Genomic DNA, 14528 nt, shown 5'->3' on the forward strand with positions numbered 1-14528 from the left:
CTCCAACATTGCCTCGTTGCAATGCACCCCACCCGGCCCTCCGGGCCACCCTCCCCATCGAGGGGAGGGAGAACGTCCCGCATGTCACGGCCCTGGTGGTCTTCCGATCCCGCCGTTTGGCGAGGTGTATGCAGGGTTCGCACTCTCCCTCCCCTCGATGGGGAGGGTGGCCCGGAGGGCCGGATGGGGTGAATTGAATTGCCCCGCCCATCATTCCCGAAAGGGGCCGCCCGGTACTGGGAACCGGACGGCCAGGCACCGGGAGGATGCCTTACTGGATGTAGCCGCCCTCGGTCATCGTCGCGGTGGCCGCATCCTGGGCCTGCTTCAGCGCATCGTCGACCGACATCTGGCCGGCGAGCGCCGCCGAGAAAAGTTGCCCGACGGTGGTGCCGAGGCCCTGGAACTCGGGAATGGCGACGAACTGCACGCCGACATACGGCACCGGCTTGACGGTCGGCTTGGTCGGATCGGCGGCGTTGATCGAATCCAGCGTCATCTTGGCGAAGGGCGCGGCCTTCTGGTACTCGGCATTGTTGTAGAGCGAGGTGCGCGTTCCCGGCGGAACGTTGGCCCAGCCTTCCTTCGAGGCGACCAGGTCGAGATAGCCCTTCGAGGTTGCCCAGGAGACGAATTTCTGAGCTGCTTCGGCCTTCTGCGTGCCGGCCGGAACCGCGAGCGACCATGCCCACAGCCAGTTGCCGCGCTTGCCGAGGCCGGTGTCGGGCGCCAGCGCATAACCCACCTTGTCGGCGACCGTCGAGTTCTTCGGGTCGGAGACGAAGGAGGCGGCGACCGTGGCGTCGATCCACATGCCGCACTTGCCCTGCTGGAACAGAGCGAGGTTTTCGTTGAAGCCATTGGACGAGGCACCCTGCGGGCCTGCGTCATTCATCAGCTTCACATAGGTGTCGAGCGTCGTCTTCCATTCCGGCTGGTCGAATTGCGGCTTCCAGTTCTCGTCGAACCAGCGGGCGCCGAAGGAATTCGACATCGCCGTCAGGAACGCCATGTTCTCGCCCCAGCCGGCCTTGCCGCGCAGGCACACGCCGTTGATGCCGGCGGCGCGGTCGGTCATCTTGCGGGCCGCATCGCCGATGAACTCCCAGGTCGGCGCGTCGGGCATGGTCAGCCCCGCCTTCTCCATCAGGTCCTTGCGGTACATGACGAATGAGCTCTCGCCGTAGAACGGCGCTGCGTAAAGCTTGTTGTCGACCGAAAGGCCGCCGGCGATCGCCGGGATGATGTCGGCCGCGTCATAGTCGGCGCCGAGATTGTCGAGCGGCAGCAGCCAGCTCTGCTTGGCCCAGATCGGCACCTCGTAGGTGCCAATGGTCATGACGTCGTACTGGCCGCCCTTGGTGGCGATGTCGGTCGTGACGCGCTCGCGAAGCACGTTCTCCTCGAGCGTGACCCACTCGAGCTGGATATCCGGGTTCTTGGCGGTGAAGTCGTCCGTCAGCTTCTGCATGCGGACCATGTCGCCATTGTTGACGGTGGCGATGGTGATGGTTTCGGCATGTGCAGCGAACGCAAAGGCGCTGGCTGAACAGAGGCCCAGGATGAGCGTGCGCAGTTTCATCAAAATCCTCCCTAACCAAAGTGGGCATTTGTCTTTGGTATGAGCAATTACTCACCACCAGAGCGTTACGTCAAGCCAAAATCGTTGCTGCGCTGCACAAGGCAGCCCGCCCCCGCGCAGATTGGCGCTGGATGCCGGTTCAAATTATTGTGTGGGGACATTCTTTCCCGGCAAACGGACAGGCCCGGGGAATCCTGTGCCCATAAAGCAACCGGAGGCCAAAAACTTTTATTTCGGTCTTGAGATCGACAGAGTGAAAACACCATCTGCAACAACTCGAATCGCCGATACGGAAAGGCTCAGCATGGCGGTGACATTTTCGGACCAGGGCACAGAAGCGGCGCGGTCGCTCATTCCGAGCGGCCTCGAGCTCAGGCGCAGAAAACGGCTCGGCGCCATGCTGGCGCGGGCGGAGCGCGACGGCGCGCGGCTGCAATTCTGGGCGCGCTCGTCCGCCATGGCGGCAATCGCCCTGTTTTTCCTGGCTTTCGCCAAGTGGGATGCCGCACTCGCCTTTACAATCGGCATGCTGGCTGTCTTTTTCCTCCTCGGTCTCTTCTATTACCGGCTGGTGCAGCGTCGGCTCGCCCCGACCTGGCTTGGCACGGCCATCGGCACGCTCGACATCGTGCTTTTGACCTTCCTGATCGTCGGGACCAATCCGTTCTCCACCGCTGTCCTTCCTCCGGCGCTGCATCTGCGCGAAGGGGCGTTTGCCTATCTTCTGATCTTCGTCAGTCTCGGCGCGCTGACATTGTCGCCGCGACTGGTTTTATGGCTCGGGCTGGTCACCGCGATATCGTGGAGCGCGGCCGTCAGTTGGGTTGTCATGCAGCCGGGCATAATCGTCGCAAGCAAGCTTGCCGCCAATCTGTCGCTGGCCGACCGGATGCAGATGGAACAGAACCCGAATTTCGTCGACATCATCGCCCAGTCGGCCAATGTGGTGCTGATCCTGATCGTCACCGGCATCCTGGCCATGGTGGTTTCCCGCTCGCGCCGGCTGGCCGACGACTACATCGTCGCCGAGCGCGCGCGCATCAACCTGGCGCGGCATTTTTCGCCCAACATGGTGGACGAACTGGCGTCCGCCGACGAGCCGTTCGGGCCGGTGCGGCGCCAGGACATCGCCATCGTGTTCGCCGATATCGTCGGCTTCACCAAATATTCGGAAGACCACCCGGCCGAGGACGTCTTTGAACTTCTGCGGGAATTCCACCGGCGCATGGAACAGGTGGTGTTCGACCATGGCGGCACCGTCGACAACTACATCGGCGACTGCATCATGGCGACATTCGGCGTGCCGCAGGCGGCCGAAGACGACGCCGGACGGGCATTGCGCTGCGCGCAGGCCATGGCCGCCTCGGTGAAGCAGTGGAACGCCCGGCGGGTGGCGGCCGGCGAAGACCCGGTCAATGTCGGCGTCGGGGCCCAGTATGGCCCGGTCATCGTCGGCGCCGTCGGCAGCGAACGCAGCCTGTCCATCGCCGTGGTGGGCGACGCCTGCAATGTCGCCAGCCGGCTGCAGGCGCTGTGCCGCGACCTCGACGCCGACATCTGCCTGGGCGCCAACCTCATCGAAGCGGTGCGGCGCGAAGGCAGCGCCGACTTCCTCTCCGGCATCGTCGACCACGGCCCGGTCTCGCTGCGCGGCCGCGACGAACCGGTGCATGTGTTCACCGTGCCCAAAGCATGATCCCGGGCCGGTTGGATCTCGGAGCCTCCTACATGCCGACGGCCTCGCCCCTGCCCAGCGAAACGGCCACCTCAGCGAGCAGCCATTCACGGAAGGCGCGGATCTTGGGCACGTTGCGGCGCGTTTCGGGATAGACCAGCCAGAAGGCATGGCCATCGTCTCCGAAGAGGTCGAACGGCTGGATGAGCCGCCCGTCGGCAAGTTCGGCTGTAAAAAACGCAGGCGTCAGGATCGCCACGCCATGACCGGCCATGGCCGCGCTGCCGAGCGCGGCCTGCGAGCCCATGCTGCTGCCCGGCCGCCGCGCCAGTTCGTCCGCCGACAGGCCGGCCAGGCCAAACCATTGTTTCCACCAGACATCGTTCGGATCGAGGATCGGCAGGCGCAGAAAGTCGGCCGGGGTGTTCACGCCGCCGATGCTCTCGGCAAGCCTGGGACTCAGCATCGGCGAGAAATCGGCGCGGAACAGGAAATGCGTCGCCAGTCCTGGCCATTTGCCGCCGCCCGAGCGAATGCCGACATCGACGTCCTCGCGGGCGAAATCGACGAAATGGCTGGACGTGTCGAGCTTCACCGCCAGCGATGGATGCGCCATTTGAAACGAACCGAGATGGCGGGCCAGCCAATTGGACGCGAAAGTCTGCACCGTGCTGATGCATAACAGCCCGTCCGCCCCGCCGCGCGCCATCGCATAGGCCTCGGTGATGATGGCGAACGCATCGGTGATGGCCGGAGCCAGCCGCTGGCCGGTTTCGGTGAGCACCACCTGGCGCGGCTTGCGCAGGAAAAGCGGCGTGCCGATGCGCTCTTCCAGCACCTTGATCTGGTAGCTCACCGCCGCCTGCGTCATGCCCAGCTCATCGGCGGCCTTGGTGAAGCTGGCATGCCGCGCGGCTGCCTCGAAGACACGGATTGCCGCGAGAGGGGGAAGTTGCGAGCCCATTATACATCAATCCAGCTTATGCGTGGTGATCGACATTCGATTGGAAAACCTGCGCCGGCAGCCCCAGATTCAAGGTCTGCCGATAAACTGGCAATATATAGAGAAGGTAGACAATCATGGCTATGGCACAGGAAAGAACGGGCGCCAGTCATTGGGCCTGGAATCCGATGAACACCCTGCGGTCGTTCTGGGGCGAAAGCCGGCCATCGCGCCCGTATCTCGATGTCGCCGCGCTGCCCGAGCACCTGCAGCGCGACATGGGTTTTCTCGACGGCAACGATCCGTCCTGCAAGGGGCGGTGAGGAGCGACGCCCCCTCTCCCCGTTCTTACGAGAAGAGGGGTGAGGGGCGGCGCAGCATATCGAGCGCTAGGTGGGAAGACGCCCATTCTGAACCGTCCTCGGTACGATGACCATCACGGCATGGATTCCCGACACTCTCCGCTCGTTCCTCGCTCACGAGGTCGGGAATGACGGATGTGTTTTAGCCTCGTCGCCAAAATCTTGGGATGCCGCGCTCTACGCTGAAAGTTGTCGTCGCCCGACATGAAGTCCGTCATTCCCGACCTCGTGAGCGAGGAACGAGCGGAGAGTGTCGGGAATCCATGCCGTTACCGCTGAAGGCCACTCACGATGCAAGCCGCGACGCCACACTTCAAACCAGATGCCAGGTAATGTCGCGCCAATCCGGATTGTGCTCTTCGATGAGTTTGATCTTCCATTGCCGCGGCCACTTCTTGATCGCCTTTTCACGGGCGATCGCATCGGTGATCAGCTCATATTCGTCGAACCATACGAGGCGCATCACGCCATATCGCGCTGCAAATTTCGAACCCGTGCCCGTTCGATGCTGGTGTAGCCGGCCGGCGAGGTCGGAAGTCACCCCGACATAGAGTGTGCCGTTCTTCTGCGACGCCAGGAGATAAACATATCCACGCCGGGACATGGCAACCCTTCCCCCGCTCCAAAAACCTCACCCCGAAAGCAGCGCCGTCGCCGTCAGTTCGTCGGTGATCAGCCCGTTGACCAGCCGCCGCGAGACGGCGGCGAGGATGCCCGGCAGCTTGCGCTCGCCCATGGCGATCGCCACCACCAGCGAGCGCTCCCGCGACGGCAGCGGCGCGGATGAAACCCGGTCGTTGGTGATGCCGTCGATCAGGCGGCCGTCGCGGCCGAAAGCCCAGCCGACGATTTCGCCGACCGCGCCGGCCTTCTGCAAGGCCTTCAGTTCCGTTTCGGTGATGAACCCGTCCTCGTAGAGCGGCGCCTTCGGACCGAGGTCGCCGATGCCAACAAAGGTCACGTCGGCCTTGGCTGCGAGCGCCAGCGCCGGCTGGATCATCGGCTGCGCGAGAAGCATCTCGCGCTCCTCCTGCGAGGAGGCGATGACCGGCAGCGGCATCGGAAAGCTGCGCGCCTTGATCGTGTCGGCCATGGTGAAGATGACGTTGTAATAGGCGGCCGAGCCGTCCGGCGCGATGTTTCCGGTCAGCGACACCAGCTTGTGCTGCGGGCATTCCATCGGGGTCAGCTGTTCGATCGCCGCCTTCAGCGTGCGGCCCGTGCCGATGGCGAGAACGATGGGATCGGGCGACTTCAGCCGCCTTTCGATTTCGGCGGCGGCCGCTTCGGCAATGCCAAGCGTCGTCGAGGCCGAAGCCGGGTCGCTCGGCACAACCTCGCAGAGATCCAGCGCAAAACGCGCCTGGAGTTTCGCGGCAAGGTCGAGGCAGTTGGCTATCGGATGGTCGAGCCGAACCTTCACCAGCCCCTCGGAGACGGCCAGCGAAACCAGCCGCTGCGCGCTCTGCCGCGACACGCCGAGCTTGGCGGCGATCTGGTCCTGCGTGTTGCCGGCGACATAATACAGCCAGCCGGCGCGCGCCGCGTCGTCATGCCTGCCGCTATCCCCGCGCATACTCATCCGCCCACCCCGAGATATCGTACGGATTTTAAGTCTTGCGCTCTACGTTGCCCCCCTCTGTCCTGCCGGACATCTCCCCCACTAGGGGGGAGATTGGCAGCTTTGGCGTTGCCGCTCTTTCGGCAACGTTGAAGGTTGGCGACGGGAAAGTGGCCGGCCAATCTCCCCCCTTGTGGGGGAGATGTCCGGCAGGACAGAGGGGGGCAACGTAGGGCGCCTCCTGGCCGATTGCAGTCTTGCACGATCGCTCCCCGGCAACGCCGTTGCTCCAGCGCCCGGAAATTCGGACGCCGCCCATCTTGCCAAGAATCCAAGCGCCGGGCAATTGTCTTAGCTTCGGGCTTTCGCCCGAAGCTACTTCTCGGAAACACCGGCCTCGGCAAAACTCGCCATGCCGGCATGGCATTCGAGCGCGGAGCGGACCAGGTTGACCGCGAGACAGGCGCCGGAGCCTTCGCCGAGCCGCATGCCGAGATCGAGCAATGGCGCCAGGCCAAGCATGTCGAGCAGCCGGCGGTGCGGCGTCTCGGCCGAGACATGGGCGGCCAGCACATGCGCCAGGCCGGACGGGTTGAGCCGCGCCAGCGGGGCGACGGCGGCGGCGACCACAAACCCATCGAGCAGCACCGGGATGCCGTGATGGCGGGCGGCAAGCGTGGCGCCGAAAATGGCGGCGAGTTCGCGGCCGCCGAGCGCGGCGGCGATCTTCAGCGGATCGGCGAGGTCGGCATGGTGCCGGTCAAGCCCGGCATCCACGGCAGCGGCCTTGCGGGAAAGGCCCGCATCGTCGACGCCGGTACCACGGCCGACCCAATGTTCGCCCGCCTCGCCGAACAGGGCAGCCGCAATGGCGCTCGCCGTCGTGGTGTTGCCGATGCCCATCTCGCCGAAACAGATGAGGTCAGTGCCCTTTTTCACCGCGTTGTAGCCGGTCGAGACGGCGGCGAGGAACTCGGCCTCGCTCATGGCAGGCGCTTGCGTGAAATCGGCGGTCGGACGCTCGACCTCCAGCGCGATCACGTCGAGGCTGGCGCCGGCGGCGCGAGCAAGCTGGTTGATGGCGGCGCCGCCCGCCTGAAAGTTGGCGACCATCTGGACGGTGACCTCGGCCGGGAAGGCCGAGACGCCTTGCGCGGTGACGCCGTGGGAGCCGGCGAACACGATGACGGCGACACGGTCGAGCTTCGGGTTGGCGCGCCCCTGCCAGCGGGCGAGCCAGGCGACGATTTCTTCCAGCCGGCCGAGGCTGCCTTGCGGCTTGGTCAGGCTATCCTGTCGGCGCTGCGCCGCGGTCACCGCCGCGCCGTCACCTTCGGAAAGCGTCATGCAAGCGACGCGCAAGGCATCCATCGTGGCAAAGCGGGTCATTTCGAACTCCATGAAATCAAGCGGCCGGCCAATCTCCCCCCTTGAGGGGGAGATGCCCGGCAGGACAGAGGGGGGCAACGTAGGGCGCAACCAAAGACTTAGCCTAGATCAGGTGAGGATCGCGCAAGCGACCAGAAGGACGGTGATTTCGGACGCCTGTTCGACCGCGCCGAGCACGTCGCCGGTCTGGCCGCCGATCTGGCGCTCGCAGAGCCGGCGCATCAGGAAGAACACAAGGACGAGCGCGATGGCTGAAACCAGCGCGACGTTGAGGCCGAGCGTCAGCAGAACCACCGCAGCCGCGATCGCGCAGGCAAGCAGCGCGGTTGAATCGGGAACCGAACCCGCGCCTGCCGACAGCCCGTCGCTGCGGGCCGGGGCGACCGCGTTTAAAAACACCGGCATCATGGCGCGGCCGGCGGCATGGGAGGCAACGACGGCGCAAAACGCCAGCCATGGCGAGGCGAACGCGGCGATCGCGCTCCAGCGCAGCAGAATGGAAAACACCAGAGCCGTCGCGCCGAAGCTGCCGATGCGGCTGTCGCGCATGATCTCCAGCTTGCGCTCGCGTGTCTTGCCGCCCCCGAAACCATCGGCCATGTCCGACAGGCCGTCCTCGTGCAGCGCGCCGGTGACGAAGACGGTGGAAGCGACAGCCAGGGCCGCCGCGACGGTTTCGGGCAGGCCGAGGAAATCGGCGGCGAGGAGCACCAAACCGCCGATCAGTCCGACCGCCAGGCCCGCCACGGGTGCTGCCCATTGCGCCGCCGCGAAATCCCGTTCGCCGGCGACGGGGACCGGCAGCCGCGTGTAGAACGCCAGGCAAAGCGCGATGTCGGCAAAAATGTCCTGAGGGCGCGACGGAAACATGCCTCAGCCCCTCGCAATCGCGTGGAAGAAGGTGCCGGTGACATGGCCGCGCCGGCCGCCGAAGCTGCCCAACGCCCTGCCCTCGCCATCGGCGAGATCGGCAAGTTTTTCGTCCGTGCCGGCGTCGGTCAGGCGGGCATAGTGAAATTCGTGGCCGCGAATCTCTGTCCCCGCGCACCCGAGCGCGCAATCCGAAAGCAGGCGGGCGCGGCGGTAGCCGAGGTTCATCTTTCGCTCGGCGAAACTGGTGGAATGGCCGAGCAGGCCGAGCATGCGGTGCTTCTGGCCGGCAGCGTCCTCCAGCACCTCGCCCAGCGCCATGAAGCCGCCGCACTCGCCATGGACCGGCTGCGTTTGCGCAAACCGGTGCATGCCATCCCGGAAATTCCGCGCCTCGGCCAGCCGCGCCGCATGCAGTTCGGGATAGCCGCCGGGCAGCCAGCAGACATCGCAATCGTCCCCCGGGGCCTCGTCGGCCAGCGGCGAGAACGGCACGATCTCGGCGCCGGCGGCGCGCCAGTGCGCGGCGACATGCGGATAGAGGAAGGTGAAGGCGGCGTCGCTGGCGAGTGCGATGCGCTGGCCGGGCGGCGGCAGGGCGGCCGACGCATCGCTCGCTGCGGGTGCAAAGGGTGCGGCCAACGCCAGGATGCGGTCGAGGTCGAGCGAACGCTCGGCCATGTCGGCGAGGCGGTCGAGATGCGCCGTCAGGTCGGCGTGTTCGGTCGCCTGCACCAGGCCGAGATGGCGCTCCGGCAGGGTGAGGCTGGGGTCGCGCAGGATGGCGCCGACGACGGGAATGCCGAGCGCCTCGATGGCGTCGCCGGCCAGCCGCCTGTGGCGTTCGCTGCCCAGCCGGTTGAGGATGACGCCGGCGATCCTGACTGTGGGATCGTAGCTGGCAAAGCCCTTGGCGAGCGCGGCGGCGGTCTGCGACTGGCCGGAAACGTCGAGCACCAGGACCACCGGCAGGCCGTAGAGCCGGGCGAGGTCGGCGGCCGAGCCCGAGCGACCCTTTTCGCCGGGTATTCCGTCGAACAGGCCCATGGCGCTTTCCACCACCACGCAATCCGCGTCTGCGGCACTTTGCGCGGCGAGCGCGTTGAGCAGCGCCGGCGGCATCGCCCAGCTGTCCAGGTTGACGCCCGGCAGGCCGGTGGCGGCGGCATGAAAGCCGGGATCGATGTAATCCGGCCCCGATTTGGCGCCGCGCATCTTCAGCCCGCGGCGCGCCAGCGCCCGCAGCATGCCGATGGTGACGCTGGTCTTGCCGGAGCCGGAACGCGGCGCCCCGATGATCAGGCCGCGTGCCGTCATTTCAGCGCCCGGTCGGCGAGCGCGAGAAGCTCCGCCCGCATCGAGACTATTCTGCCGACCGCCGTCAGCACAGGCGATTCGAAGCCCAGCCGTTCGGCGTCGCCGGCAATCGCGCCAAGCGTTGCGGCGTGCACGCGCTGGCGCGGCGTCGTCGCCGCCATGACGATCGCCGCCGGCGTGTCGGCCGGCAGGCCGCCCGCCATCAACTCGCCGGTGATGTGGGCCAGGATTTTCAGGCCCATATAGATGACGATCGGCTGGCCGGTCGCCGCAAGCGCGCGCCAGTCCAGTTCGTCGCCGAGGTCGGCGGTCTGGCCGGTGGCCAGGATCACCGCCTTGTTGAGGCCGCGCATGGTGGGCGCAATACCGATGTTGCCAAGGGCGGCCAGCCCCGAGGTGATGCCCGGCAGATAGCGGAAGGGGATGCCTTCGCGCGCCAGCGCAATCGCCTCCTCGCCGCCGCGGCCGAACACATAGGGGTCGCCGCCCTTCAGCCGCAGCACCTTGCGCCCGGCCTTGGCAAGTTCGATCAGCCGCGCGGTGATCTCGGCCTGGGTGATCGAAAGCTTGCCGCCGCGTTTCCCCACGAAGAACAGCTCGGCGCCCTCGGCTATCGCCACCACGGCGGGGTCGACCAGCGCGTCGTACACCACCACGTCGGCCTGGGTCAGCGCCGAGACGACATCGAGCGTCAGGCAGCCGGGGTCGCCCGGACCGGCGCCCGCCAGCCAGACATGGCCGGGCTCAAGCCGCGCCATGCGGCTCTGCAAAAGGGACAGCGTGGTCTCAACGCTCATGCAATGACCTTTTCACGGTGACGCAGGGCACCGCTCTGAATATAGAAGACGCCATGAATTCCGAAGACCGCCAATTGCGCCGTGGCTGGACCACGGGAGCCTGCGCCGCCGCGGCGGCCAAGGCGGCGTGCGCAGCACTGCTTTGCGGCGACTTCCCGGACCCGGTCGAAATCACCTTGCCCGGCGGTACCCGGCCGGCCTTCGCACTGGCCACGCAGCGGCTCGGCGGCGGCGAGGCGATGGCGGGCATCGTCAAGGATGCCGGCGACGATCCCGACGTGACGCATGGCGCGCTGGTGATGGCGACGGTGCGGCCGGGTGCGCCCGGTTCGGGCATCACCTTCAAGGCGGGCGCCGGCGTCGGCACGGTGACCCGGCCCGGACTGCCCTTGCCGGTCGGCGAACCGGCGATCAACCCGGCGCCGCGCCGGATGATCGCCCAAGCGGTCAGTGAAGTGGCCGGCCAAGCCGCCGACTTCGAGGTCGAGATTTCCGTCGCCAATGGCGAGAAGCTGGCCCTGAAGACGCTGAACGGCCGGCTCGGCATCGTCGGCGGGCTGTCGATCCTCGGCACGACGGGCATCGTCATCCCCTACTCCTGCTCGGCCTGGATTCACGGGATCAACCAGGGAATAGACGTCGCCCGCGCCGCTGGGCTCGACCATGTCGCCGGCGCCACCGGCGCCACTTCCGAAGCGGCAGTGCAGAAATTCCACAACCTGTCCGAGATCGCGCTGATCGACATGGGCGATTTCATCGGCGGCATGCTGAAATACATCCGCAAGCACCCGGTCGCCAAGGTCACCGTCGCCGGCGGCGTCGCCAAGATGACCAAGCTCGCGCAAGGCATGCTCGACGTGCATTCCAAGCGCGGACTGGCCGACATGGAGGCGCTGGCGGCGATTGCCGCCGGGACCGGCGGCAGTGCTGCGCTGGTGGAGAGGATCAGGACGGCGAACACCGTTTCGGAGGCGTTCCAACACGCTGCCGCCGAGGGCCTGCCGCTCGGCGACACCATCGCCGCCCGGGCCTGGCCGGCAGCGGCCGCCGTGCTTGGCGACCCCGGCATCGCGCTCGAAATCCTGGTCTTCGACCGCGAGGGCCGGCTTATGGGGCGTCAGCCGTTCAGGGCGAGCAGCCTTGCCATACCGCGCGACTGAGCTTTTCAGCCTCTCCCCCTGCCATTGAAAACCCCCTCTCCGCCGAGCTTCGCTCGTCACCTCTCCCCCGCTTCGCAGGGGCGAGGAACCACCGCCGCGACGCCAGCGCTTCTCCAGCCTGGGTTCCTCGCCCCCATGAAATGGGGGAGAGGTGGCGAGCCCGAAGGGCGAGACGGAGAGGGGGGCACCCTCTTCATACGAAATCGTCCTGTCCGTTACGGGTACGATGCCTGTCCGCAGCCTCATCCCTCCCGCCCCCGGAACCGCCTCTGGTAATAGGCGTCGTAGAGCGAGCTTTCGCGGAAATCCTGCGCCCCCAGCGAGCTGCCGACAAGGATCAGCGCGGTGCGCTCGGCTGGGTCGGCGGCGAGTTTTCCGGCAATGTCGGCGAGCGTGCCGCGGATGATCTTCTCGTCCGGCCAGGAGGCGCGCACCACCACCGCCACCGGGCAATCGGCGCCGTAAAACGGCGTCAATTCCTCCACCACCTGGTCCAGCGCGTGAATGGCGAGGTGGATGGCGAGCGTCGCGCCGGTGGCGCCGAAAGCGGAGAGCCGTTCGCGTTCCGGCATTTTCGAGGCGCGGCCCGATACCCGCGTCAACACCAGGCTTTGCGCCACTTCGGGAATGGTCAATTCGCGGCCGAGTGCGGCGGCAGCAGCGGCGAAGGATGGCACGCCCGGCGTCATCGTGTAGGGAATGCCGAGCTTTTCCAGCCGCCTTATCTGCTCGGCCACCGCGCTCCACACCGACAGATCGCCCGAATGCAGCCGCGCCACATCGTGGCCGGCGCGGTGCGCAGCCGCATATTCCAGCTCGATCTCGTCGAGCGACAGAGGCGCGGTGTCGACCAGCCGTGCGTCCGCCGGGCAATGGGCAAGCAATTCCTTCGGCACGATCGAGCCGGCATAGAGGCACACCGGACAGCTGGCGAGCAGCCTTGCGCCGCGCACGGTGATGAGGTCAGCCGCTCCGGGGCCGGCGCCGATGAAATGCACCGTCACTTGCCATCTCCGCTAATTGCTATGGCGCAGGTAACCGGCCCGACCGCAAGGCGCGGGCCAAGCAGCACCGCACGCGGCCCTGCCGCGGCAAGGGCTGCCGCCTCCGACACCGAGCCGACGCCGGTCAATTCGAGTGATTTTTCCGATGAGCTGACCGCACGGCTGTCCGCCAATTTCAGCTCCGCGATGGAAATGATTCGCAACGGCACGCCGAGCGTTGCACTCGCTTCGGCAATGCCGCCTTCATCCAGCTTGATCTCTCCCGTCGCCAGCCCGTCCAGATGCGGGCGCGGTACCGAAAAATGGTCGAGCGCTTGCGCGATCGCGGCCAGCACATCTTCAGCGCCCACACCCTTGCGGCAGCCGATCCCGGCGATCACCATGGCTTCACCCACGACCATTGCGTGACCGGCATCGCCGGCCGCCAGCCATTCATCGAACCGACGCTGGCTGCGCGCGACACCGCGATGCGGATGAGATCGCCGCCGCGTTCGCGGTACGCAGCCAGAAGCAGCGCCTCCATTTCCAGCGTCACCGCATTGGCAACCAGCCGCCCGCCGGGCTTCAGCGCATCGACCGCCGCTGCAAGCACGCCATCGTCGCTGCCGCCGCCGCCGATGAAAATGGCGTCGGGGCTGTCGAGGCCGGCCAGCGCTTCCGGCGCCCTGCCCTCGACGATTTCCAGACCGGGTACCCCGAATGCCCCCGCATTGCGGCCGATGCGGGCGGCGCGCTCGGAGTTCGCCTCAATGGCTACCGCACGCAGCGAAACGTCGGCCAGCATCCATTCGATCGCTACCGAGCCGGAGCCGGCGCCGATATCCCACAGCAATTCGCCCCGGCGCGGCGACAACGCCGACAATGTCGTGGCGCGGATCTCGCGCTTGGTGATCTGGCCGTCATGCTCGAACAGATCGTCGGCAAGGCCGGGCGTCAGCGGCAGGATGCGCGCATCGGCATCGGCGACCACTTCGATGGCGACGAGGTTGAGCGGGTTGATGCCGGCAAGCGAAAAGGCAAACGCCGTCTGCGCAGTGATCTTTTCGTCGGCACCGCCCAATGCCTCCAGAATTGTAAGCTTTGACTTACGGAATCCGTTACCCGAGAGCAGCTTTGCCAGCGCTGCGGGGCCGTCCGCATCCGAAGTCAAAGCCAGGATGCGCTGTCCCGCATGAAGCTGCGGGCGGATCAGGTCGATCGCCTTACCATGCAGCGAAACCGTCGCCGTCGATTGCAGCGGCCAGCCGAGGCGCGCGGCGGCAAGGCTGAAGGCCGACGGCGCCGGCAGCACGTCCATCTCCCCCGCCTCGACATGGCGGGCAAGGGTTGCGCCGACGCCGTGCAGGAACGGATCGCCGGAGGCAAGCACGCAAACAGGGCGGCCGCGCAAGGCGATCACGGCCTCGATGCCTTTTTCGAACGGGCTCGGCCAGGCGCGGGCTTCGCCCGCGATCAATTCCCCGGCAAGCGACAGATGCCGCTTGCCGCCGAAAACGAATTCGGCAGCGGCTATCTTCCGCTTCGCCGCGTCGCCCAGGCCGGCAATGCCATCCTCGCCGATGCCGACGACGGAGAGCCATTTTTGCGGTGGTGGACTTGTCGACATCACGTGGCCCCAGATCCACGGGGTGAAGGTTGCGCCCTACGTTGCCCCCCTCTGTCCTGCCGGACATCTCCCCCACAAGGGGGGAGATCATGCGCTTCATCGAATTCGTCAATTCTGCTTCGCTTGAGATTGGTGAAAGCAAAGCGGCTGGCCAATCTCCCCCCTTGTGGGGGAGATGTCCGGCAGGACAGAGGGGGGCAACGTAGGGCGCTACCAACCAAGGACTTAAAATCGGCAACTGTAATATTAGGGGTGGGGGTGC

General features: G+C 66.4%; 14 protein-coding genes. 3 read left to right on the plus strand and 11 right to left on the minus strand.

Annotated features, from left to right (window positions below):
• Positions 1–271: 271 nt before the first annotated feature.
• A complete protein-coding gene (locus tag F3H98_RS03855; protein WP_149758528.1) occupies positions 272–1582 on the minus strand; it encodes an ABC transporter substrate-binding protein in 1311 nt (436 codons plus the stop codon).
• Between the two features lie 304 nt (positions 1583–1886).
• On the opposite strand from F3H98_RS03855, the gene F3H98_RS03860 reads away from it, so the two are divergent.
• Positions 1887–3278, plus strand: a complete 1392-nt coding sequence (locus F3H98_RS03860; RefSeq protein ID WP_149758530.1) for an adenylate/guanylate cyclase domain-containing protein — start codon at positions 1887–1889, stop codon at positions 3276–3278.
• A gap of 28 nt (positions 3279–3306) precedes the next feature.
• Here the strand turns inward: F3H98_RS03860 and F3H98_RS03865 are convergent, their stop codons facing one another.
• On the minus strand, positions 3307–4221 hold the full coding sequence (locus tag F3H98_RS03865) for a LysR substrate-binding domain-containing protein (RefSeq protein WP_149758532.1): 915 nt from the start codon (positions 4219–4221) through the stop codon (positions 3307–3309).
• 116 nt (positions 4222–4337) lie between these two features.
• Between F3H98_RS03865 and F3H98_RS03870 the strand changes: the two genes are divergently transcribed.
• Positions 4338–4523: a hypothetical protein gene (locus tag F3H98_RS03870; RefSeq protein WP_149758534.1), complete on the plus strand. Its 186-nt coding sequence runs from the start codon at positions 4338–4340 to the stop codon at positions 4521–4523.
• A 352-nt stretch (positions 4524–4875) separates the two neighbouring features.
• On the opposite strand, the gene F3H98_RS03875 is transcribed toward F3H98_RS03870, so the two are convergent.
• From F3H98_RS03875 to cobA, 6 genes are all read right to left on the minus strand, one after another.
• Positions 4876–5166: a GIY-YIG nuclease family protein gene (locus F3H98_RS03875; protein ID WP_149758502.1), complete on the minus strand. Its 291-nt coding sequence runs from the start codon at positions 5164–5166 to the stop codon at positions 4876–4878.
• Positions 5167–5193: 27 nt separating this feature from the next.
• On the minus strand, positions 5194–6144 hold the full coding sequence (locus F3H98_RS03880) for a sugar-binding transcriptional regulator (RefSeq protein WP_149758536.1): 951 nt from the start codon (positions 6142–6144) through the stop codon (positions 5194–5196).
• A gap of 354 nt (positions 6145–6498) precedes the next feature.
• Positions 6499–7512: a nicotinate-nucleotide--dimethylbenzimidazole phosphoribosyltransferase gene (gene cobT / locus F3H98_RS03890; protein WP_149758538.1), complete on the minus strand. Its 1014-nt coding sequence runs from the start codon at positions 7510–7512 to the stop codon at positions 6499–6501.
• Between the two features lie 108 nt (positions 7513–7620).
• Positions 7621–8382 carry an adenosylcobinamide-GDP ribazoletransferase gene (gene cobS, locus F3H98_RS03895; protein ID WP_149758540.1) on the minus strand — a complete coding sequence of 254 codons (762 nt, stop codon included), beginning with the start codon at positions 8380–8382 and terminating at the stop codon, positions 7621–7623.
• Positions 8383–8385: 3 nt separating this feature from the next.
• Positions 8386–9699 carry a cobyrinic acid a,c-diamide synthase CobB gene (locus F3H98_RS03900; RefSeq protein ID WP_149758542.1) on the minus strand — a complete coding sequence of 438 codons (1314 nt, stop codon included), beginning with the start codon at positions 9697–9699 and terminating at the stop codon, positions 8386–8388.
• Complete coding sequence (gene cobA / locus F3H98_RS03905) at positions 9696–10496, minus strand: uroporphyrinogen-III C-methyltransferase (protein WP_149758544.1); 801 nt, start codon at positions 10494–10496, stop codon at positions 9696–9698. Before cobA ends, F3H98_RS03900 begins: the two co-directional genes overlap by 4 nt.
• Before the next feature lie 53 nt (positions 10497–10549).
• Between cobA and F3H98_RS03910 the strand changes: the two genes are divergently transcribed.
• Positions 10550–11656, plus strand: a complete 1107-nt coding sequence (locus F3H98_RS03910) for a cobalt-precorrin-5B (C(1))-methyltransferase (protein ID WP_149758546.1) — start codon at positions 10550–10552, stop codon at positions 11654–11656.
• 242 nt (positions 11657–11898) lie between these two features.
• On the opposite strand, the gene cobM is transcribed toward F3H98_RS03910, so the two are convergent.
• The 3 genes from cobM to cbiE are packed head-to-tail and all read right to left on the minus strand — an operon-like array spanning position 11899 to position 14266.
• The gene (gene cobM, locus F3H98_RS03915) at positions 11899–12660 is read right to left on the minus strand and encodes a precorrin-4 C(11)-methyltransferase (protein ID WP_149758548.1); all 762 of its coding nucleotides are present in this window, start codon (positions 12658–12660) and stop codon (positions 11899–11901) included.
• A complete protein-coding gene (locus F3H98_RS03920) occupies positions 12657–13061 on the minus strand; it encodes a cobalamin biosynthesis protein (RefSeq protein ID WP_244621605.1) in 405 nt (134 codons plus the stop codon). The genes cobM and F3H98_RS03920 overlap by 4 nt, the downstream gene beginning before the upstream one ends.
• Positions 13037–14266 carry a precorrin-6y C5,15-methyltransferase (decarboxylating) subunit CbiE gene (gene cbiE, locus F3H98_RS03925; protein WP_149758550.1) on the minus strand — a complete coding sequence of 410 codons (1230 nt, stop codon included), beginning with the start codon at positions 14264–14266 and terminating at the stop codon, positions 13037–13039. The genes F3H98_RS03920 and cbiE overlap by 25 nt, the downstream gene beginning before the upstream one ends.
• Between the last annotated feature and the right edge of the window lie 262 nt (positions 14267–14528).

This window comes from Neomesorhizobium albiziae (genome assembly GCF_900114255.1).
In the GTDB taxonomy this organism is placed as follows: Bacteria; Pseudomonadota; Alphaproteobacteria; order Rhizobiales; family Rhizobiaceae; genus Neomesorhizobium; species Neomesorhizobium albiziae.